This is a genomic window from Dethiobacter alkaliphilus AHT 1, from assembly GCF_000174415.1.
Taxonomy (GTDB): domain Bacteria; phylum Bacillota; class Dethiobacteria; order Dethiobacterales; family Dethiobacteraceae; genus Dethiobacter; species Dethiobacter alkaliphilus.
Genome location: NZ_ACJM01000024.1, coordinates 1 through 20,324, shown reverse-complemented (window position 1 = coordinate 20,324; position 20,324 = coordinate 1). Strand labels below are relative to the sequence as shown.

Sequence of the window (20,324 nt, the reverse complement as noted above, 5' to 3'; positions counted from 1 at the left end):
CTGCACGGGAAATTTAGTATTAACAACCGTGAAAGGGGGTTTTTTCAGTGGTATCCAAAACAATAGGTACCATTTTGAAGATGATTGCCGTTTTTATGCTGGGCGGATTGGTCGGCTACGCTTCACTGCAGGTGGTGACCCGGCAGCCACCGCCTGATGATCAGCTGCCTTATGTGGCTCCACAACCGGCAGACCCGGACTTTTATGTTAATATGCAGGAAGCCATAGAAGATCCAGGCGGCTATTCTGAGCGGGAAATGATGTTTAGGGGTTATCTGGGCATTCATAATGACCGGATAGCTATCTTTCAGGGTACCCCGCCTGACGGAGTTTTACAGGATATAACCGAATATGAGGTGCGTGATGATTTGCGTCCGCAGCTGGAAGAAGGCGTTCCTTTTGAGGATATTCAGGAAATGCTGAGCCTCTTGGAGAACTACACCAGCTGAATAATGATTATGTTAACGGGCAATAATAATGCCATTGGAGGTGGCGCGGTGCGCTTTTCCCGGGAAACAGCGGGGCTCCCCGTCATCCATGCAGCCAGCGGACGGGAACTGGGGAAGCTAAGAGAATGGCTTCTTGATGAAAAAGGCGCCTCTGTGGTGGCCTTTGTGGCCGAAGGCAGCGGTTGGCTGCCTCACCGCCGTGTGTTTTCCTACCGTGACATTTTGAGCATGGGTAGCGATGCCATCCTGGTTAGCCGGGAAGGCGGCAATCCTGCCGGTGACCCGCCGCAAATAGAAGGACATCCCACCCGCCGTGTGCTGGGGATGCGGGTTATTTCCTACGGCGGATCCGAACTGGGCGTGGTGGAAGACATCTTGTTTGAAGAAGAAACGGGACGTGTTGCCGGGTGGCGTTTGTCCGCCGGCTTAATCGATGATATCCTGCAGGGCCGCCAGGTAATGGAGCCGCCCATGGACGTAAACATTGGTGAAGATGTGCTTATTATTCGTGACGAAACGAGGTGAGATTATGCATTGTCCGCTATGTGGCAGCATTGATACAGGAAAAGTAGGGACGGAGCAATATTACTGCTGGAACTGTCTGCATGAATTTGCAATGCAGGGACAGGAGGGATTCACCGCCTACTATGTGGATGAAGAGGGGACGCTGGTTTCATTGAATGAACTGGCACAGGATGGACAGGCGGTGGAAGAAAATTTATTGGGTTAGCTGAATTGACCCCTGCTTCCCCGCATAAGAATTAAGCAGATAGGGGGAAGTGGCGTGGATAAAAACCATAAGCATCATAGCATTTATGTGCGCTACGGAGTCATTAGTGTTGCCGCTGCACTGATTTTTCTGCTGCTGTATTGGCTCTACAGAGTGGGAGCGGCGGCATTTTTGGTTCTGCTGCCGTTTTTTCTGGCAATTATTTTGGCCTATATCTTAAACCCCCTGGTAGAGTTCCTGGAGAATCGCCGCATTCCGCGACATCTGGGGATTTTACTTATTTATGCTGTCTTTTTTTCCACCATTTTTTTAATCGGTATCTCCACCATTCCCACTCTGCTTTTGGAACTGCAGAAACTGGGCGAGAAAATTCCTGATTATACCCGGCATGTGCAAAGTTTTCTTTTACATCTGCAGTCGGATTACCAGCGCATTAATATGCCGGAAAACATCCGCCTGGTATTGGACGAAAACATTGTGGCCCTGCAGGAAAACCTGCAGGATGTGGTGGAGCGGGTCACAGGCACTGTCCTTAGCCTGTTTGCCCACACCTTTACTATCTTGATTATCCCTCTGTTGGTGTATTACATTTTGCGGGATATGGAAAGCCTTAAACGCTCCTTTGTCATGCTCTTTCCCAGTCGCTACCGTAAATGGGTGGCTTCCATGGGCAGTGAGATGGACCGCACTCTGGGAGCCTATTTTCGGGGCATGCTTTTAATTTCCTTTCTGGTAGGGCTCTTGACCTATGTGGGGCTTACAATAATCGGAGTGGACTTTTCCCTCCTTTTGGGCATTATTGCCGGGCTGACCAATATCATTCCATACTTCGGCCCCTTAATCGGCGCCGTACCGGCAGTCCTCATCGGCCTTTTGCATTCACCGGCCCTGGCTTTGCAGGTGGTGGTGGTGATAGTTATTGTGCAGCAGATTGAAAGTCAGTTCATAACCCCGCAAATTTTGGGGCGCAGCCTGGGCCTGCACCCGCTGATTGTTATCTTTGTGCTCATCGTGGGCGGAAGGTTCTTTGGCCTGGTTGGGTTAATATTTGCCGTTCCCTTTGCGGCTATGGTGCGTATCTTTTTTAAACACGCCATCGATTTGGCCGCCAATCGCTAAAAACTCAATGCACCAGAATGGGCAGAAGTCCGCGCTTTATTGACATTGTTCACTTTCCTCTTATATAATGGTTTGTGAAACGAAGCAGGGAGGTTTTGGCATGAAGTCCAAAGAAATCCGTTCCACATTCCTGGAATTTTTCAAAGGTAAAGAACATCTGGTTTTACCCAGTTTTTCTTTAATACCGCAAAATGATCCAACATTGTTGATGGTAGGTGCCGGCATGGCACCGCTCAAGCCTTATTTTACGGGAGAAAAAACGCCCCCCAAACCCCGCGTGGCCACTTGTCAGAAATGCGTACGCACCCCGGATATTGAGCGGGTGGGCCGCACATCCCGTCACGCCACATTCTTTGAAATGTTGGGCAATTTTTCTTTTGGGGATTATTTTAAGGAAGAAGCAATTCTCTGGGCCTGGGAGTTGGTAACCACCGGTTATAAGTTGCCGGAGGACAAGCTGTATGTCAGTGTTTATCTGGACGATGACGAAGCCTATGATATCTGGCATAAAAAAGTGGGCATTGCTCCGGAGCGGATATTCCGCCTGGGCAAGGAAGATAATTTCTGGGAAATCGGACAAGGCCCCTGCGGACCCTGCTCTGAGATTTACTATGACCTGGGAGCAGACCGTGGCTGCGGCAGGCCCAACTGTGAAGTGGGCTGCGACTGTGACCGCTTTCTGGAAGTATGGAACCTGGTATTTACCCAGTTTAACTGCACCGAAAGCGGTGAATATGTGCCGCTGACACAGAAAAACATTGACACCGGGGCCGGCCTGGAGCGTTTGGCTGTGGTGCTGCAGGGCGTAAACAACCTATTTGAAATTGACACAGTCCGTCCCCTGTTGGACCACTTTAGCAAAGTGACAAAAACAGAGTACGGCAAAGACCAGGAGAAAGACACTTCCCTGCGCATTATAACCGAGCATCTGCGCGGTATCTCTTTTATGGTGGGTGACGGTATCCTGCCCGGCAATGAAGGCCGCGGCTATGTACTGCGCCGTCTTTTGCGCCGCGCTGTTCGCCACGGAAAAATTTTGGGTGTGGGTGAACCGTTTTTGCACAACGCCGTTAACCTGGTAGTGGATGAATACGGCGAATTCTATCCCGAGTTGGCCAAAGGCCGTGAATATATCCAAAAAGTGGTTCGTCTGGAGGAAGAGCGGTTCCATGAAACCCTGGAACAGGGGATGAAAATCCTAGATGAGCTGATGCACAAAGCAGGGCCGCGCGGTGTACTGCCCGGCGATGCCGCTTTCAAGCTCTATGATACATATGGCTTCCCCATTGATTTGACCAAGGAAATCCTTGCTGAAAATAAACTTATTCTGGATGAAGAAGGGTATCAGGAAGCACTGGAAGCGCAGCGGGAGCGGGCCAGAAGCGCCCGCGGCGCCAGCGTGTTTGGCAAGGATGACACCGACTATGAGTCCCTGCGCCAGCTGACCACCGAGTTCACCGGCTACGATTCTCTGGAAGCTGAGGGCGAGGTGCTGGCCATCTTAAAAGACGGCCAACCGGCAAGTGCCGTCTCCGAAGGTGATGAAGCGGAAGTGGTGCTTAGCGTGACGCCTTTCTACGGTGAGCGGGGCGGCCAGGCCGGCGATACCGGTATTATTATCACCGACGGCGGGACCATGGAAGTAACCGACACGGTGATGACTCCCTTTGAACAGGTGATTCACCGCGGCAGTATTAAACAGGGTACCGTCAGCGTGGGAGATGCGGCAAAGGGTAAAGTATTTGCGCCCGGCCGCAGTTCCATCTGCCGCAACCATACGGCCACACACCTGATTCACACCGCCTTGCAGGAGGTTTTGGGTGAACATGTCAAACAGGCCGGGTCGCTGGTGACACCGGATCGCCTGCGTTTTGACTTTACCAATTTAAGCGCCGCTACTCCGGAGCAGCTGGCGGAAGTGGAGCAGAAGGTAAACGAGAAAATCTGGGCCAATGAGCCGGTTTCCGTTACACTGGCCAGCCTGGATGAAGCCAAAGACATGGGGGCCACCGCCCTCTTTGATGAAAAATACGGTGATGCGGTGCGCATAGTACGTGTAGGCGACTACAGCATGGAACTTTGCGGCGGAACCCATGTGCAAAGCGCCGGGGAAATCGGCCTCTTAAAAATCGTCTCCGAGGCCGGCATCGGGGCCGGTATGCGCCGTATCGAAGCGCTGACCGGAGCAGCCGCCTACCGGTGGTTTGCCCAGCGCAACCAGCTTCTGGAGCAATGCGCCGCACAGCTTAAGTCCTCCCCCGAGCAACTGCCCGAAAGAATTTCCGGACTGCAGGCCGAATTTAAGGATTTGCAGCGGGAATACCAGCGTCTGCAGCTGAAACTGGCCGGGATGGAAGTGGACGGATTGCTCTCTGAAGTATCGCAAAAAAGCGGTGTGCCTGTCCTAAGTGCCCGGGTCAGCGCCGGCAACATGGAAACCCTGCGGGAAATGGCCGACCGCCTCAAGAATAAACTGGGCTCCGGCATCATTATTCTGGGAGCCGCAGCGGAAGGAAAAGTACTGTTAGTAGGTGCTGTAACAAATGATTTGGTAAAGGCCGGATACCATGCCGGTAAGCTGGTGGGCGAGGTGGCCAAACTGACCGGCGGCGGCGGCGGCGGCCGACCCGATATGGCCCAGGCCGGCGGCAAAGATCCGGATAAACTGGAATCGGCTTTGGAGAAAGTTGATAGTTTGGTTGAAAACCAAAAGAAATAAAAGGAAATTACCGGGCAAGATAGAATTATAACAATAACAAAGCCGGGGGGTGAAGGTATGGAAAATTCATTTGACCAGACCATGAAATTCAAGCGGACAACCGAAGATGAGGAGTATCAGGCAAGGGATGTTTTTGCCATTGTGTACGGTGCATTAAAGGAGAAGGGTTATAATCCCATTAACCAGATTGTGGGCTATCTTCTGTCCGGCGACCCGGCCTATATCACAAGCCACAATAACGCCCGTGTGCTAATCCGCAAACTGGAAAGGGATGAGCTGCTGGAAGAAGTGGTGGGCACTTATCTTAAGCAGCTGGACAATCAGGCTTAATCTTAACACCTGAGGTGAATACATGCGAATTCTCGGATTGGATGTGGGGGACCGCACCATCGGTGTGGCGGCCAGTGATGCGCTGGGTTGGACGGCGCAGGGCCTGGAAGTCATCCGACGCACTACCTGGGAAAATGACCTGAAACGAATCCGGGAACTGGTGGCAGAATATGAAGTTTCCCTGATTGTGGTGGGATATCCCAAAAATATGAATAACACCGTGGGGCCCCGGGCCAAACTGTCGGAGGAGTTTGCCGACAAGCTGTCAGCAGAGCTTAATCTGCCCGTCAAACTGTGGGACGAGCGCCTCACCACCATGGAGGCGGAGCGGACCCTTTTGTCGGCAGACATGAGCCGCGCCAAACGGAAAAAAGTGATAGATAAAATGGCGGCGGTGCTGATTTTACAAAACTATCTGCAGGCGAACCCGGGAAAGTAAAAATGGATAAAAACAGGAAATTTTGTCAAGAATATAGACGTTTACTCTAAAGAAGGAAGAGGTGTATAATAGAATGACAGAGGAAACCCGTGATGATATTGTCACGCTTGTAGATGAGGACGGGCAGGAACACAGTTTCATGGTTTTGGACATCATCCCCGTCAATGAAAATGAGTATGCCATTTTGGTTCCCACCGAAGAAGGACTGATTAACAGTGAGTCTGAGGAACAGGAAGCGGTAATCTTCCGCATCGATGAAGCGGAAGGAGAACAGACGCTGACTGTGGTGGAAGACGATGACGAATGGGAATCTGTAGCCCAGGCCTGGGAAGAGATGACCGGCATTGAGGCTGAAGAAGAATAGACACTGACTCCCCGGAGGAATCATGATGATGATGCGCACTTCGCTGCGGTTGGCAGGAGGGTTTTTAGTCCTGCTGGCCGTGGCGTTTGGCTTATTGGCCTTTCAACTTAATACCTTACTGCAACCGGTGGATGTGCCGGCCATGGCGGAAGAGCAAATATTGGTCTCCATTCCCCAGGGCTCTTCATCCACTCGCATCGCCAATATTCTGGAAGAGGAAGGCCTGGTGAGAAACGCCACCGTTTTTCGCTTCTACGCCAAATTCCAAGGCATGGACCAAGGCCTGCAAGCAGGAAACTACCTGCTAAGCTACGGCATGGATATGGATGAAATCCTGGCGGAATTGTCTGCAGGCAACGTCTACCGTCCCACTGTCTCCGTTACCATCCCGGAAGGGCTCACTCTGGAACAAATAGCCCAACGCCTGGAAGACCGTGGCCTGGCAGATGCCGATGAGTTTATGGACCTGGCCGGAGAAGCAAAGCCGGCCATGGGACAAACTCATCCTGAAATGCGCTACGCAATGGAGGGGTATCTTTTCCCCGACACCTACGAGTTTGACGAAGGTGTCTCAGCCGAAACCATCCTGAGCCGCATGCAAACCCGCATGGAAGAAGTCTTCACCGCAGAAATGCGGGAGCGAGCCCAAGAGTTGGGCCTGAGCCTGCATGAGGTGATGACGCTGGCTTCCCTGGTGGAGCGGGAAGTACAGGCCCCCCAGGAGCGGGAAACGGTGGCCGCCGTTATGCACAACCGCATGGCCATAGGCATGCCGCTGCAAATTGATGCCACAGTACTCTACGCTCTGGGAGAACACCGTGAACAGGTTCTCTATGTGGATTTGGAAGTGGAATCCCCTTACAACACCTACTACGTCTCCGGCCTGCCCCCCGGCCCCATTGCCGCACCGGGCCGCGGTGCCATTATGGCAGTGCTGTATCCGGAAGATGTGGATTATCTCTATTACGTTCTGAAAAGAGACGGCACAGGTGAGCACTATTTTGCCCGCACGTATGCCGAGCATCAGCAAAATATCCGCCGATCCCGTAATAACCGACAGTAAAGAGGAACCGCCATGCATAAACCTGAAATCCTGGCTCCGGCCGGTGATCTGGAAAAACTGAAAATGGCAGTAATCTACGGCGCCGACGCCGTTTATCTGGCGGGAAAACAGTTTGGTATGCGAGCCTTTGCCGGTAACTTCACCGAAGAAGAAATGAAAACAGGCGTGGACTTTGCTCACCAACACGGTGTCAAAGTGTACGTCACCATCAATATCTTCGCCGGCAATGAAGATATCGCCCAACTTCCTGCATACCTTAAAACATTAGCCGACACGGAAGTGGACGCCCTGATCGTTGCCGATCCGGGCGTTTTTGCCCTGGCCCGGGAAACGGTACCGCAGCTACCCTGCCACTTAAGCACCCAGGCCAACACCACCAACTGGAAAAGCGCCAGGTTCTGGCAGGATGCCGGCGTAGCACGCATTGTTTTGGCCCGGGAACTGACCCTGCCGGAAATTGCGGAAATCCGCTCTCACACGGACCTGGAGCTGGAGGTCTTTGCCCATGGAGCCATGTGTTGGGCCTATTCAGGACGCTGTTATCTCAGCCACCATATGGAAGGACGCAGCGGCAACCGCGGCCAATGTGCCCAGGCCTGCCGCTGGAAGTACCACCTGATGGAGGAAAAACGTCCGGGAGAATACCTGCCTGTCTATGAAGATGAACGCGGCACCTATATTCTAAATGCCCGGGATCTCTGCCTCATTGAACACATTCCCGATTTGGTCAAAGCCGGTGTAAACAGTTTTAAAATAGAGGGCCGCATGAAAAGTGTCTATTATGTAGCCACCGTCACCAGGGCTTATCGCCAGGCACTGGATGCTTACCTGGCAGATCCGGACAATTATACCCTTGATCCGGCCTTAAAAGATGAGCTGCATAAAATAAGCCACCGCCCTTACTCTACCGGATTTCTCCACGGCAATCCCGGGGTAAAGGGCCAGGTCCCGGAGACCACAGCCCAGGTGGCAAGCCATGAATTTGTGGGAGTGGTCCAAAGCTATGATGCCCTAAACAATCGGGCTGTGGTGGAGATGCGCAACCGCTTTGCCGTCGGAGAACAACTCGAGGTGGCCGGCCCGAAAACTCCCAGCCGTCACTTCACCGTAAAAGACCTGCGCAATGCAGAAGGCGCCCCCATTGAGGAGGCTATCCGGGTGCAGGAACACGTATCCCTGCACATGCCCTTTGCAGTGGAGGAATTTTCCCTGATTCGCCGGGCCAAAAGTGTATAAAATAATGCCCCGCATGAAAGACTATAATTTTAGTCTATCCTGCGGGGTGTTCTTATGTCTAAAAGAATTGAACGCCAAAAAAGAATCGTTATATTAACCATGCTCTTTTTTCTCCCTGTTTTTGTCCTCCTGGGCCGCTTATTTCAGCTGCAAATCCTGGAGGGTCCGCAGTATGCCCGCATCGCAGTCAACCAGCGCTCACTGCGCTATGATTACAAACCCACCGGCCGCGGCCAGATTCTGGACCGGGAAGGCGTATCCCTCTTAGATAGTCAATGGAAACCGGTTACCGTATTCTTTGAGCCCATCCTGGACGGTGAGACCCGGGAAATCCTCTCCCGCCATGCAGAGACTCGGCCAGATCAATCGGTCTTTGCCTTTGGCCCGGAAAGCACCATCAACCGGGAATTGGGAGATATGCCGCGCGAAGGCGTAATCTCTGCGTTGGAACAGGTGCGCTACGGATATAACTCTCTGGCACCCCATGTCACCGGCTTTGTCCAACAAGCCACCAACAATATGTCGGGTTTGGAGCGGGCCTTTAATGACGAACTGTCGGCGGGTCGTCCCTTTTCCGTGGCGGCCATTGTGGATGCCCGCGGTAACCTGGTAGAAGGCCTGGGGTACCGTGACTGGCGCGGCGATGACACAGGCCGCCCCTACAGCATTATAACCACCATTGACAGCCATATCCAAGCCACAGTAGAGCAGGTTTTGGCCGATGCCGACCTAAGCGGAGCTGTGGTGGTGATGGAGCCGCACTCCGGAGACATCCTGGCCATGGCCTCCTATCCGGACTTTAAACCCCGGGCACTCTATACCGGCCTTGAAGTCCAATATGACCGCGAAAACCATTTAAATAAAGCTATCCGCCCCTATGAACCCGGTTCAGTGTTTAAAACAGTTCTAACTGCCGCCGCCCTGGAAGAAAACATGGCTTCAGAAACTTACTATTGTACCGGGGCCATTGAATTAAGTGACGACACCTCCATACGCTGCTATCGCGGGGAGGCCCACGGCGAAGTGGACCTCAGGCAGGCCCTCACCGTATCCTGTAACGTTTACTTTGTCTGGCTGGGACAAAAGCTGGGCCGGGAAACGCTGCAGGAAACAGCCGAAAGATTCAAACTAGGCAGTGTTACCGGTATCCCCCTGGGAGAGCATGCCGGCCAAATTCCCTCCCCGGCCCAGATGCCTTTTTTAGGCGACCTGGGCAACGCCTCCATCGGGCAGGGTAAAGTGCAGGTTACCCCACTGCAGATTACCAGAATGATGGCCACCATCATCAATAACGGCCGCGATGTTTATCCGCGTCTGGTCTCGGAAATCATCGACAGCCAGGGTAACACCGTCAGAGAATTCCGGGTCTATACCGGCACGCAGGTCATCCACCCCGCCGTATCTCGCAGCCTCAGGAGCATGCTGACCGACGTGGTCCAGTCCGGCACCGGCACCGGGTCCCGCATCTATAGCCCAGACTACCTGATAGCCGGCAAAACAGGAACAGCACAGGCCACGATGGAAGGCGAGCCGATTGAACACTCCTGGTTTGCCGGCTATGCTGAACCAGACGGCCAACCCCTGGTCATCACCGTCTTTCTGCACGGAAAGGACAAACCCCTATACTCAGGCCCAGGTCGAGACGCCACGCCCGCCACCCAAATTTTCCGACGCATAACCGACAATCTCCACTAACCACACACAACGGGACGGACCTTTTGTGTTGTTATGTTACTATTTACCAGTCACAAATAAGCACCCTCCGCATATTATGTTAAAGATGACATCTGTGAGGGGGTGCTTTTTTGCTACCGTTTATTACCATTGTGGCGGCCGTCGTGAAAGAAATCGTGTTGCTTGTTTCCTACTTAAATAACAATTCATTCCCCCAGCCGTTAAAACCGCAGGAGGAAAAGAAGTATCTGGCCCTGATGGCCAAAGGTGATGAGGAAGCCCGTAGTATTCTGATTGAACGAAATCTTCGCCTGGTGGCACACGTAATTAAGAAGTTTGAAAATACCGGTGAGGATCAGGAAGACCTGATTTCCATCGGTACAGTAGGTTTAATCAAAGCCATCGATTCCTTTAATAACAACAAAGGAACGCGTCTTGCCACATACGCCGCCCGCTGCATCGAAAATGAAATACTTATGCACATCCGCGTCATCACCAAACGCAAAGCTGAAGTGCTCTTACATGACCCCATCGGCACAGATAAAGAGGGTAACGAAATCACCCTTTTAGATGTCCTGGGTTCCGACGAAGAACTGGTCCTAAACGAAGTAGACCGCAAGATGCTGGAAGCCAAACTTTACGAAGTAATCAAAAAGCTCAAACTCCGCGAACGCACAGTCCTGGCCATGCGCTTTGGCCTACCCATGGGCCGCCGCAAAACCCAAAAAGAAATCGCCAAATCCCTGGGCATCTCCAGATCCTACGTCTCCCGCATTGAAAAGAAAGTGATAGCAAAAATAGCGGAGGAGTTCCGCCAAGAAAGACAAAGTTTATAGTATCTAATTACAGATATTAAAGGATCCTCCTGAACAACAGCAAAATGGTAGATAATCTGAAAGGACAGACAAGGAAATACACCTAGTCTGTCCTTTTTTTTGGGTTCTGGATTTCATTACTATATAAAAGTGCCTACACTTTATTGAAAAATGGGTCAAGGGCTACGTTACACCTACAGCCTGGGCAACCGTACCGGCATCAATGCCATCCAAAACAACGCCAGTATCTACAACGTTTCCTACCAGTACAACGAACTAAACCAGCTGACACGCCTAAGCGACCCAACAGGCAAAGACTTTACCTTCACTTACGACAGCGCCGGTAACATCACAGAAATCGCCTACCCCAACAACACCGTTACTGCCTTGGCCTACGATGACGCCAACCGGATGGTATCGGTACAAAGCATGACTGATATCGGCGAAACACTGGCAGACTACACCTACGCATATGACCCCAACGGTCGCCGTACCTCCATGGTACGGGACGGCGCAGACACAACCAACTATCAGTATGACGATTTAGGCCAGTTAACCGAGGTCACCGACAGCCGGGGTACCATCACCTACACCTATGACCCGGTTGGCAACCGCGTTGCCTTAACCGGCCCCAACAGTACCGTCAACTACACTTACGACGCCGCAAACCAACTACTAACTGCCGGAGATGTCACATACACCTACGACAATAACGGCAACCGCTTAACCAAAACAGACACAAGCGGCCTCACCCGCTACAGCTACGATGACCTTTTCCCGTTAAACTGGACACTTCAGAGTTAGCTATTCTCCTTAAATCACACAATTGCTTGGAAATCTGTTATTACACCATTTTGTAATCAAGCTGCTAATGCCGCTAACCTGGCATCACAGCTAATATATTTAAGCCGCCAGTGGCTTCTCTTCGAAGGACTTTCTATAGTCTGCAGGGGTCATATAGCCAAGAGACTGGTGCCGCCTTTTACGGTTGTAAAATATCTCGATGTACCAGAATATATCCCGATGGGCCTCTTCACGGGTTTCATATTTCTTATGGTAGAGCATCTCGCATTTTATGGTGCCGAAAAACGTTTCTGCGCAGGCGTTATCGTAGCAGTTGCCTTTACGGCTCATACTGCATACCATTCCGTTCTTCTTAAGAAGTTTCTGATAATCTTTGCTACAATATTGCACCCCTCTATCAGAGTGATGAACTAATCCCGGTGATGGTCGGAAACGTTTAATTGCGCTTTCAAGGGCTTTAATGCAGAGTTCTGTTTTCATATTGTCAGCAGTTGCCCAGCCAACAATATCTTTTGTACATATATCCTTAACGGTGGCCAGGTATAACCAGCCTTCAACGGTATTTACGTAGCTGATATCGGTAACCCAGACGGCTCCAGGCTTGTCAGCTTTAAAGTTCTGGTTTAAAAGATTCTCTGCTACCGGGAGTTGATGATTTGAGTCTGTGGTGGCTTTAAACTTTCTCTTGCGCCTGGAGTACAATCCATTACGTTTTTGGATGCCATAAAGCCTTTCGCGGCTGCATTTAGGAAAGTGTTCCCGTACGTCTTCCAGCATTTTGTCTAAACCGCATATGCCTTGACAATCAGCATGACTTTTCTTAGCAATTTCAAGGATTTTTTCATTCTCAAGAGCCCGCTTGCTGGGACCTCTGTTTTTCCAATCATAAAAGCTGCTCCTTGGTACTTCAAGGTGTTTGCACAACTTCTCAACCGGGAACTGGGAGCTTAGTTCGTTGATGTGTAGGTAGATTACTTTTTCCGGTTGTCTTTTACGAAGAGTGCTGTAGCCTTTTTTAAAATGTCGACAGCCTCTTCAAGTTCACCGCTTCTGCGCTTCTCAGCTCTTAGCTGGGCCTCGAGCTCAAGGATCCTCGCACTTTCAGGATTCTGCCGCTTTTTCTCTTCTTTAAGCCAATTCCGTAATGTCTGAGCGTTTATCCCCAGGTCCTTTGCGACACCATTAACGGATCTGCCACCTTCCTGAACGAGCTTAATGGCATCCTTCTTAAATTCTTCACTGTACCGGTTTGCATTGCTTGACATTTTTATCTCCTCCACATGGTTATTATACCTAACTCATGTGTGTCCAGCAATTCGGGTACAGGTCACGACTTCCAAAACCGCATGACCGGCATCATCACCCCCACCGCAGAAGTAGCCTACACCTATGACGGCGACGGCAGAAAAGTAAGCCGGACAAGTACTCTCTCCGGAGAACTGTATTACCTCTATGACGGCGCTACCGTTATTATGGAGAGCACCACCTCCGATTTTGCAAGCGTAGTGAAATATACTGCCGGTCTTGAGGGGCTCTTAAACAGGATTTCAGCAGACGGCAGCGAAGCATATTATTACCATGATGCCCAAGGTAACCTGGGCGCTATAGCAGATGCACTGGCAGAGTTAACCGATACGCTGGCTTATGACCCCTGGGGTGCAGTAATTAACCGTACCGGTACTACTAATGAACAGCGTACATATGTAGGAAAGTATGGGGTGGAACACGACCCGGATGCAGGCCTGTTACACATGGGGGGCCCGCTTCTATGACCCAGCAACAGGTGTCTTCCTGCAAAAAGACCCCTTTAAGGGTTATTTGGATGACCCCACCACTCTGCATCCTTATATGTACACCAGAAACGACCCGGTTAATAAGATTGACCCGTCGGGGTTATTCTGGGGTGAAATTAAGGGTGCTGGACAAAGAATTGTCCAGGGTTTACAGAATGTAGCATCGACTGTAACAAAGAGAGCCGGCGAAGCAGTGCAAACGGCTAAGGAGACGTATCAGTCATTAACACAGACCGTAAAGAAGGGTGTTGCCACAGCGGAGTCGAAGCTAAGGCAGTCTTCGCAAAAAGCGGCATCCAGAGGAAGAGACCTTGTTCGGGCTGCTGCCGACAGAGGGACGCAAGCTTTAGAGTCAGGCAGAACATTTGTAGATAATATCAATCGGGACAGGATAGAAGCAGGCATATCCAAAGCAATGACGGGAGGAATATACACGGCGATTGGTGTAGTCGCTGTAGGAGTTGCTGCTTCCGTCCTGACAGGTGGTGCTGCTACCCCGCTATTAGTGGCCGCAATTGCCGGTACTTCTCAGTTACTGGTTAAGGCGATTGCGGTGACGACCATCGGTACTGGAGCATATACGGCGGCAACGGGTGTCTCGGATATGTGGGAAGCCGGCCAGGATGTAGGGTATGGGTTATCGGGCAGCAGTGGGCACTCCGTCAATCTAATAAAAGACAAAGTCTTTAAAGGTAATGAGGGAGCATACCGAACATCTCAGTTCGTAGCCGCCACGGTATCAACAGCCGGAACAGCATATTTGGGCCAAATAGCTCAAGGGCTACAGGCAACGAATAGTGGCGGAGGGGCCACCGCTGGTGTTAAAGAGGGAACGCCTAACTTTGGTTGGAACATGAAAAGAGGAGGCGATGTAATAAATGGAAGAAAATACTCTGGGCATGCTCTTGAAAGAATGGCACCAAATACACTTGAGGTAAGAGCTGAACTGCATACAAGGGCAGTTCAGAGAGCAAAGGCTGTTGGATTAAAGCCTGGTTCAAAAGAATATAGCGATTTTATCAATAAGCATATAGACCCAAGGGGTGTTCCTCCAATTGTTGTTGAAGATGCTATAAGAAATACAACAATGGTTCCGGGAAAAGATGCTGGAACATTTGTACACCAAAATTCTAATGTAAATGTTATTGTTAATAGTGCTGGTGATGTAATAACTGTTATTCCAAAATAAAGGAGGCTTTATGATGTTTATACAATATGATGAATATGAGTTGCTTGAACTCTTTGAAAGTGAGCCTATATTAATTGCAGAAAAGGAAGCTGGAATGTTCATTTACAGTTTAAGCAATGCTTTAGGGTTCAAACTTGTGATGAGCTTATCAGTTTATGAAAACCAATGTAATGTAAGCTTAAGCTATGTTGACGATATAATTTTTGATATTCAATTAAGTAATGTAAAGAGTATGAAATCAGATGGCAAGCAAATTAGAATTAACAGAAAAGAGAATAAAATTGATGTGATCATTGGTTTTAAGCCCAATTTCTCACTAAGGATAGATAATATTTAGCTTGCTTAGGTCACACAGTTTCGGCTGATGTGACCTTTCTTTCTTTAACCATTCAAATAGAAGCAGGCATATCAAAAATTGCCAATGCTTCCCCGTTACTGGTTAAAGCGATTGCTGTGACGACCATTGGTACCGGAACATATACGGCAGCAACGGGTGTCTCGGATATGTGGGAAGCCGGCCAGGATATAGGGCATGGGCTCTCAGGCAGTAATCGACACTCCGTCAATTTAATAAAAGACAAAGTCTTTAAAGGTAATGAGGAAGCATACCGAACATCTCAGTTCGCAGCCGCCACGGTATCAACAGCCGGAACAGCATATTTGGCACCAATAGCTCGGGGACTACAGGCAACGAATAGTGGCAGAGGAGCTACCGCTGGTGTTAAAGAGGGAGCACCTAAGACTAATCCTATAGAGAATATTAAGTACACAGATAAAGTCAAAGCACAAATGAAGCAAGGGGATTATCATAGTTTCCAGAAAGTGTAGACGGCTTTGGTGCTAATGGCAAGGTTGCCCCGATAACCGGCGGAGATAAAATAATGAGAACAAAGGTTGAAATACCGGGGGGTTACACAGGCAAAGAAGGCATATTTGAATATATCATTGAGCCTGATGGTAACATGTAACCATAGGCTATTCAAACCCAATAAATGGTAAAGGAAGGGTGTATTTTAGTGAATGAGAAATATACTTGCTTGCCAAAAGAATTATTGAGTATGGGGCAAAGTCTTGAGTCTATGGGTATATCTGAAATAGCTTGGAAAAGTCAAGATGCTTTAAGGGTGATTGATTTTTTAGCTAATCATGGGTACACAATTCTCGGTGGAGATGTTTATACATGTATAGAAAACGGAATCCAATCAACATATGACAGTTGGTATATAAATAAGTCACACAGCGAAAACTTTGTTCGTGATAGCAGAGAAAAGGCGTTTGAGTACATTACTCATTACAAAAAATATAATGGAGATAATTACCTTTATAGCATTATATTTGAATGTGCATAGTAAAAAGAAAGGTCACACAGTTTTGAATGTGGCTTTTCTCTTTTGGCTTCAAACATCATTCAAGATATCCCATTCCCTGATCCTGTGGGCCTAAAGCAACGCTGCATCCTTATATGTACACCAGAAACGACCGGGTTAATAAGAGTGATGGTACGTCGGGGTTGTTTTGGGGTGAAATTAAGGAAACAATTAGCTCCGGGTTTGACTCCCTGAAAAGTACCTTAAGAATGTCGCTACACAGGTAAAGACAGATATAAACCACAAGTCAACGAAATCACCCTTTTAGATGTCCTGGGTTCCGACGAAGAACTGGTCCTAAACGAAGTAGACCGCAAGATGCTGGAAGCCAAACTTTACGAAGTAATCAAAAAGCTCAAACTCCGCGAACGCACAGTCCTGGCCATGCGCTTTGGCCTGCCCATGGGCCGCCGCAAAACCCAAAAAGAAATCGCCAAATCCCTGGGGATTTCCCGTTCCTACGTTTCCCGCATTGAAAAGAAAGTGATAGCAAAAATAGCCGAAGAATTTCGCCAGGAAAGACAAAGTTTATAGGATGTAATTACCGATATACAGCACATCGAAACAAATTAGTAATGGTAAATGGCAGACAAGGGCCTCACCTTGTCTGCCATTTTTATTTGATCATTGCGAGATGAGTCTGCAATTACTATAAGTTATTAAATATAGGACCAGAGTCCTAATCAGAAGTGGACTTGTAGTCATTGTAAAAAAACACGTTATGGAATATTATGGTATAAAAGAAAATTATAAAAGACTCGCCAAAAATTACTCGAGTAGACCGCTACATTGCAGCCCTATGGAGTACTGCTGTAACATCAGTGACGACACTGATAATTGGTTCCTCTACAATGATTTGTACGAAGTTCCGACCATATTGGGGTGCTGGGTTACAAAAATAATTTAGCTAGGAGTTTAAGAATGAAAAAGCACCTTATGGTTAAGCCTTCTGTCGGTATCCTGGGTACAGCGTTACTATTGCCCGTATTTATTGCAGGAATAGGAGTGTACTATCATTTTAATAAACTTATAGGTTTTTTGCTTTTACTCGTATTTATATATTGCGTATTAGAAGTAATAAATGTGTGTTTTTTCCGATTTATGAAATTTGACGAAGAAGGTGTTGAATATAGAACCCCGAACCTCAGTTATAAAATGCGGTGGGATGATATTGGATCTATAGGTGTTACAAATCGTTCTCCAGGATTTAAGAAATGGATTTACTTCTCTTTAAAAGAAGAGCCTAATTATGTAACAGGAGAGATCAGTCAGGATTTATTTGTGATGAATTATCGAAAAAGCGTGATTGACGAGGTGCAAAAATATTGGTCTAAAGAAATAAATGGGCTACAGTAGCAACTACACGCTTTTGTTTCTAAGCTCTGCAAAGCCTAATATATAGACCTAGGAGTTGTTGTAATTATTGATGCATTGGCATATTATGGTATTGACTTTATTCCACAGAGTTGCCAATAGGTTCCTCCAGGGGCTTCTGCGGGACATACTACCGGTCTTATTATTTCTAGTGTAAATGAGGGAGATTGCATTGAGGAAATTTTATAGACTTAAACCATCTTTGCTTATACCACTTATAATTCTGCAATTTATTTTTGTATCGATGTGTTCGATCTTGTATTATTTTGAACGAGACTTTTTAGGTTTACTTCTTCTTTTAATATCTATTGCAATAGCTATTTCCATAATAGTTTATATTCTCAGTGATTTTATAGAAATAGATGAGAGTGGCGTAAAATATGTAACACTTTTTAAGAGATATGAAATGTCCTGGGATGATGTAGTTACGGTTGGTATCAGTGATATCTTTAAAGGTAGACCTGGTTGGTCACCTTGTATTTATTTCACGACTGACACAGCACCGGTAAAGTATGTAATGTTAGATATGATTGGGAAAGAGTTTATTATGCTTGGCTATAGAAGAAGCGCAATAGAAGAAATCAGAAAGTATTGGCAGGGAGACATTGTAAACGTGTATGAACTTCCCTTACCCCATGAAAAGCGCGACTATACCGGGCTGTCTTTAAGAGATAGGCTGCTAGGAAATAGATGGTTTTTACGTGGCGGGTTGATCTTGGGGTTGTTGTGGATTTCTATCGCTGTATTCCTGAGCACACGTTTAAATAATGACTATCTATTGATTGCTGTCATAATATTGCCGTTTGCTTTGATTAGCTTCGGTAGTATGGCTATTTATTTGGGAAACTGGAAAAAGTTATATGTTACAGCTATGCCCGTGGCAATAATTGTTACTGTGTATATGCTGTTGAGCCTCTTTTTTAAAACTACTTTCAACTAATGTTTGTATAATCAGTCGCCCAGGAGGTTCTTTAAAATGTCAAATGAAGTTAGGACGTTAGTTTATTTTATTTTTTATGCATCGTTAATTGGATATGTTTTTTCTACACTAAATGAAAGTTATTTCAAATCTATACACATGCCGGGTTGGCTTAATAGGCTCCTGTTTGTAATTAGACCTAACAAACCAGTTGTTATAATAGCAGTTGCCTGGCAGATAGTATTCATGGTTGTTACTATTACCTTGTTAATGTTATTCAGATTAGGAATCGTCTCAGAGCTTATCAGTATTATTGAGATTTATGAATATATCTTTAGCTTTTTGTTTCTAATATCTGTCTTGACTATTGGTGTTGATAAGTTCTTATACTACCGGCGTTTATAAATCCATTCTCCATCTGCCAAGATATCATCCTAGGGGACATTCCCAGAAACTAAACTTGGAGACATGAACATGAAAACATTTTATGTTACTAAAACTTACATAGGAGTAGTAGGAACTATTGGAATGAGCATAGGTTTATTAATGTTTATTGGTTTATTCAGTTTCTCTCCCGATAAAAATCTAAGATTATTGATGCTCCTTCTTGCTTTGTTAGCTATTTATTGTTTATATGAAGGAGTTAAGCTCTGGTTTTTTCAAACTATACAAATCGGAAAAGAAGGTGTTGAATATAGAAATCCTAACCTTAGTTATAAAATGCGGTGGGATGATATTGGATCAATAGGTGTTACAAATCGCTCTCCGGGATTTAAGAAATGGATTTATTTTTCTTTGAAAGAAGAACCTAATTATGTAACAGGGGATATCAGTCAAGATTTATTTGTGATGAATTACCGAAAAAGCGTGATTTACGAGGTGCAAAAATATTGGTCTAAAGAAATAAATGGGCTGAAGTAGCATGTACACGGTTTTGTTTGCTTGAAGATATTGTATTAACATCTTTAAGTTACTTACTTAAACAAAGTTAATTCAGGGGTGCAGAATGGAAAATGAGGTTAGAACATTAGCATATTATATTTTTTCTTTTTGGATAATTGGATATATTTTATCAACAATTAGAGAGCGTCATGTAGGGTATTTTATTCAGATCCCTAGCTGGCTTAACAGATTGTTGTTCATATTCAGAGCCAATAAGCCAGTTAGCATTTTAGCTGTTGCATGTCAGAGTTTCTTTATTGTTGTAGTGATGGTGTTGTTACTACTTTTTAGATTAAGTGTAATTGACCTTTTCCCGTTAAACTGGACACTTCAGAGTTAGCTATTCTCCTTAAATCACACAATTGCTTGGAAATCTGTTATTACACCATTTTGTAATCAAGCTGCTAATGCCGCTAACCTGGCATCACAGCTAATATATTTAAGCCGCCAGTGGCTTCTCTTCGAAGGACTTTCTATAGTCTGCAGGGGTCATATAGCCAAGAGACTGGTGCCGCCTTTTACGGTTGTAAAATATCTCGATGTACCAGAATATATCCCGATGGGCCTCTTCACGGGTTTCATATTTCTTATGGTAGAGCATCTCGCATTTTATGGTGCCGAAAAACGTTTCTGCGCAGGCGTTATCGTAGCAGTTGCCTTTACGGCTCATACTGCATACCATTCCGTTCTTCTTAAGAAGTTTCTGATAATCTTTGCTACAATATTGCACCCCTCTATCAGAGTGATGAACTAATCCCGGTGATGGTCGGAAACGTTTAATTGCGCTTTCAAGGGCTTTAATGCAGAGTTCTGTTTTCATATTGTCAGCAGTTGCCCAGCCAACAATATCTTTTGTACATATATCCTTAACGGTGGCCAGGTATAACCAGCCTTCAACGGTATTTACGTAGCTGATATCGGTAACCCAGACGGCTCCAGGCTTGTCAGCTTTAAAGTTCTGGTTAAAAGATTCTCTGCTACCGGGAGTGATGATTGAT

General features: G+C 47.3%; 25 protein-coding genes. 23 read left to right on the top strand and 2 right to left on the bottom strand.

The genetic code is table 11. The annotated features are described in order from the left end of the window. Window positions 1–47: 47 nt before the first annotated feature. From DEALDRAFT_RS14825 to DEALDRAFT_RS14765, 13 genes are all read left to right on the top strand, one after another. The gene (locus DEALDRAFT_RS14825; RefSeq protein WP_008518954.1) at window positions 48–449 is read left to right on the top strand and encodes a BofC C-terminal domain-containing protein; all 402 of its coding nucleotides are present in this window, start codon (window positions 48–50) and stop codon (window positions 447–449) included. A gap of 48 nt (window positions 450–497) precedes the next feature. Next, complete coding sequence (locus tag DEALDRAFT_RS14820; RefSeq protein ID WP_008518952.1) at window positions 498–974, top strand: PRC-barrel domain-containing protein; 477 nt, start codon at window positions 498–500, stop codon at window positions 972–974. 4 nt (window positions 975–978) lie between these two features. After that, window positions 979–1,179, top strand: a complete 201-nt coding sequence (locus DEALDRAFT_RS14815; protein WP_008518950.1) for a hypothetical protein — start codon at window positions 979–981, stop codon at window positions 1,177–1,179. A gap of 54 nt (window positions 1,180–1,233) precedes the next feature. Then, window positions 1,234–2,298: an AI-2E family transporter gene (locus tag DEALDRAFT_RS14810; RefSeq protein WP_008518949.1), complete on the top strand. Its 1,065-nt coding sequence runs from the start codon at window positions 1,234–1,236 to the stop codon at window positions 2,296–2,298. Window positions 2,299–2,398: 100 nt separating this feature from the next. Next, window positions 2,399–5,017, top strand: a complete 2,619-nt coding sequence (gene alaS, locus DEALDRAFT_RS14805; protein ID WP_008518947.1) for an alanine--tRNA ligase — start codon at window positions 2,399–2,401, stop codon at window positions 5,015–5,017. A gap of 57 nt (window positions 5,018–5,074) precedes the next feature. After that, the gene (locus DEALDRAFT_RS14800) at window positions 5,075–5,347 is read left to right on the top strand and encodes an IreB family regulatory phosphoprotein (protein WP_008518945.1); all 273 of its coding nucleotides are present in this window, start codon (window positions 5,075–5,077) and stop codon (window positions 5,345–5,347) included. A gap of 22 nt (window positions 5,348–5,369) precedes the next feature. Further along, window positions 5,370–5,786: a Holliday junction resolvase RuvX gene (gene ruvX, locus DEALDRAFT_RS14795; protein ID WP_008518943.1), complete on the top strand. Its 417-nt coding sequence runs from the start codon at window positions 5,370–5,372 to the stop codon at window positions 5,784–5,786. A gap of 73 nt (window positions 5,787–5,859) precedes the next feature. Further along, window positions 5,860–6,150, top strand: a complete 291-nt coding sequence (locus DEALDRAFT_RS14790) for a DUF1292 domain-containing protein (RefSeq protein WP_040379275.1) — start codon at window positions 5,860–5,862, stop codon at window positions 6,148–6,150. Between the two features lie 22 nt (window positions 6,151–6,172). After that, on the top strand, window positions 6,173–7,213 hold the full coding sequence (gene mltG / locus DEALDRAFT_RS14785; RefSeq protein WP_083798834.1) for an endolytic transglycosylase MltG: 1,041 nt from the start codon (window positions 6,173–6,175) through the stop codon (window positions 7,211–7,213). Between the two features lie 12 nt (window positions 7,214–7,225). After that, window positions 7,226–8,449: a peptidase U32 family protein gene (locus DEALDRAFT_RS14780; RefSeq protein ID WP_008518937.1), complete on the top strand. Its 1,224-nt coding sequence runs from the start codon at window positions 7,226–7,228 to the stop codon at window positions 8,447–8,449. Between the two features lie 54 nt (window positions 8,450–8,503). After that, a complete protein-coding gene (locus DEALDRAFT_RS14775) occupies window positions 8,504–10,144 on the top strand; it encodes a peptidoglycan D,D-transpeptidase FtsI family protein (RefSeq protein WP_008518935.1) in 1,641 nt (546 codons plus the stop codon). A 110-nt stretch (window positions 10,145–10,254) separates the two neighbouring features. After that, window positions 10,255–10,959 carry an RNA polymerase sporulation sigma factor SigK gene (sigK, locus tag DEALDRAFT_RS14770; RefSeq protein ID WP_008518933.1) on the top strand — a complete coding sequence of 235 codons (705 nt, stop codon included), beginning with the start codon at window positions 10,255–10,257 and terminating at the stop codon, window positions 10,957–10,959. A 150-nt stretch (window positions 10,960–11,109) separates the two neighbouring features. After that, window positions 11,110–11,742 (top strand): RHS repeat domain-containing protein, encoded by a 633-nt coding sequence (locus tag DEALDRAFT_RS14765; RefSeq protein WP_008518931.1) that lies wholly within the window; start codon window positions 11,110–11,112, stop codon window positions 11,740–11,742. Between the two features lie 99 nt (window positions 11,743–11,841). Here the strand turns inward: DEALDRAFT_RS14765 and DEALDRAFT_RS14760 are convergent. Continuing rightward, window positions 11,842–13,007 (bottom strand): IS3 family transposase gene (locus DEALDRAFT_RS14760; protein ID WP_143753483.1). Its coding sequence is split into 2 segments (ribosomal slippage): window positions 11,842–12,761 and window positions 12,761–13,007, totalling 1,167 coding nucleotides; the frame shifts between segments, so codons are not numbered across the junction. Window positions 13,008–13,046: 39 nt separating this feature from the next. On the opposite strand from DEALDRAFT_RS14760, the gene DEALDRAFT_RS14750 reads away from it, so the two are divergent. The 10 genes from DEALDRAFT_RS14750 (at window position 13,047) to DEALDRAFT_RS14705 (ending at window position 19,305) form a co-directional block, all read left to right on the top strand. Continuing rightward, on the top strand, window positions 13,047–13,514 hold the full coding sequence (locus DEALDRAFT_RS14750) for a hypothetical protein (protein ID WP_161598036.1): 468 nt from the start codon (window positions 13,047–13,049) through the stop codon (window positions 13,512–13,514). Then, window positions 13,456–14,724 (top strand): RHS repeat-associated core domain-containing protein, encoded by a 1,269-nt coding sequence (locus tag DEALDRAFT_RS16295; protein WP_083798833.1) that lies wholly within the window; start codon window positions 13,456–13,458, stop codon window positions 14,722–14,724. The genes DEALDRAFT_RS14750 and DEALDRAFT_RS16295 overlap by 59 nt, the downstream gene beginning before the upstream one ends. 10 nt (window positions 14,725–14,734) lie before the next feature. After that, the gene (locus DEALDRAFT_RS14740; RefSeq protein WP_143753482.1) at window positions 14,735–15,061 is read left to right on the top strand and encodes a hypothetical protein; all 327 of its coding nucleotides are present in this window, start codon (window positions 14,735–14,737) and stop codon (window positions 15,059–15,061) included. Window positions 15,062–15,090: 29 nt separating this feature from the next. Then, window positions 15,091–15,552 (top strand): hypothetical protein, encoded by a 462-nt coding sequence (locus tag DEALDRAFT_RS17165; protein ID WP_196776638.1) that lies wholly within the window; start codon window positions 15,091–15,093, stop codon window positions 15,550–15,552. Between the two features lie 188 nt (window positions 15,553–15,740). After that, window positions 15,741–16,073: an Imm40 family immunity protein gene (gene imm40 / locus DEALDRAFT_RS14730; protein WP_050780841.1), complete on the top strand. Its 333-nt coding sequence runs from the start codon at window positions 15,741–15,743 to the stop codon at window positions 16,071–16,073. A 273-nt stretch (window positions 16,074–16,346) separates the two neighbouring features. Beyond that, a complete protein-coding gene (locus tag DEALDRAFT_RS14725) occupies window positions 16,347–16,625 on the top strand; it encodes a sigma-70 family RNA polymerase sigma factor (RefSeq protein WP_318026068.1) in 279 nt (92 codons plus the stop codon). A 387-nt stretch (window positions 16,626–17,012) separates the two neighbouring features. After that, window positions 17,013–17,447, top strand: coding sequence for a hypothetical protein (locus tag DEALDRAFT_RS14720; RefSeq protein ID WP_008518919.1), 435 nt, complete (start codon window positions 17,013–17,015; stop codon window positions 17,445–17,447). Between the two features lie 190 nt (window positions 17,448–17,637). Continuing rightward, window positions 17,638–18,405, top strand: a complete 768-nt coding sequence (locus DEALDRAFT_RS14715) for a hypothetical protein (protein ID WP_008518917.1) — start codon at window positions 17,638–17,640, stop codon at window positions 18,403–18,405. A gap of 36 nt (window positions 18,406–18,441) precedes the next feature. Then, entirely contained in the window at window positions 18,442–18,789 is a 348-nt protein-coding gene (locus DEALDRAFT_RS14710) for a hypothetical protein (protein WP_008518914.1), read from the top strand. A gap of 69 nt (window positions 18,790–18,858) precedes the next feature. Next, complete coding sequence (locus tag DEALDRAFT_RS14705; protein WP_008518912.1) at window positions 18,859–19,305, top strand: hypothetical protein; 447 nt, start codon at window positions 18,859–18,861, stop codon at window positions 19,303–19,305. A 460-nt stretch (window positions 19,306–19,765) separates the two neighbouring features. Here the strand turns inward: DEALDRAFT_RS14705 and DEALDRAFT_RS14695 are convergent. Continuing rightward, window positions 19,766–20,324, bottom strand: a 559-nt coding sequence (locus DEALDRAFT_RS14695; protein WP_008518910.1) for an IS3 family transposase, incomplete at its 5' end; no start/stop codon positions are given.

Bases quoted from the DNA above. Each gene is read 5' to 3' on its own strand.
- DEALDRAFT_RS14815 (WP_008518950.1), top strand. From the start codon at position 979: ATGCATTGTCCGCTATGTGGCAGCATTGATACAGGAAAAGTAGGGACG.
- alaS (WP_008518947.1), top strand. From the start codon at position 2,399: ATGAAGTCCAAAGAAATCCGTTCCACATTCCTGGAATTTTTCAAAGGT.
- DEALDRAFT_RS14800 (WP_008518945.1), top strand. From the start codon at position 5,075: ATGGAAAATTCATTTGACCAGACCATGAAATTCAAGCGGACAACCGAA.
- ruvX (WP_008518943.1), top strand. From the start codon at position 5,370: ATGCGAATTCTCGGATTGGATGTGGGGGACCGCACCATCGGTGTGGCG.
- DEALDRAFT_RS14790 (WP_040379275.1), top strand. From the start codon at position 5,860: ATGACAGAGGAAACCCGTGATGATATTGTCACGCTTGTAGATGAGGAC.
- mltG (WP_083798834.1), top strand. From the start codon at position 6,173: ATGATGATGATGCGCACTTCGCTGCGGTTGGCAGGAGGGTTTTTAGTC.
- DEALDRAFT_RS14780 (WP_008518937.1), top strand. From the start codon at position 7,226: ATGCATAAACCTGAAATCCTGGCTCCGGCCGGTGATCTGGAAAAACTG.
- DEALDRAFT_RS14775 (WP_008518935.1), top strand. From the start codon at position 8,504: ATGTCTAAAAGAATTGAACGCCAAAAAAGAATCGTTATATTAACCATG.
- DEALDRAFT_RS14765 (WP_008518931.1), top strand. From the start codon at position 11,110: ATGGGTCAAGGGCTACGTTACACCTACAGCCTGGGCAACCGTACCGGC.
- DEALDRAFT_RS16295 (WP_083798833.1), top strand. From the start codon at position 13,456: ATGGGGTGGAACACGACCCGGATGCAGGCCTGTTACACATGGGGGGCC.
- DEALDRAFT_RS14740 (WP_143753482.1), top strand. From the start codon at position 14,735: ATGATGTTTATACAATATGATGAATATGAGTTGCTTGAACTCTTTGAA.
- DEALDRAFT_RS14720 (WP_008518919.1), top strand. From the start codon at position 17,013: ATGAAAAAGCACCTTATGGTTAAGCCTTCTGTCGGTATCCTGGGTACA.
- DEALDRAFT_RS14710 (WP_008518914.1), top strand. From the start codon at position 18,442: ATGTCAAATGAAGTTAGGACGTTAGTTTATTTTATTTTTTATGCATCG.
- DEALDRAFT_RS14705 (WP_008518912.1), top strand. From the start codon at position 18,859: ATGAAAACATTTTATGTTACTAAAACTTACATAGGAGTAGTAGGAACT.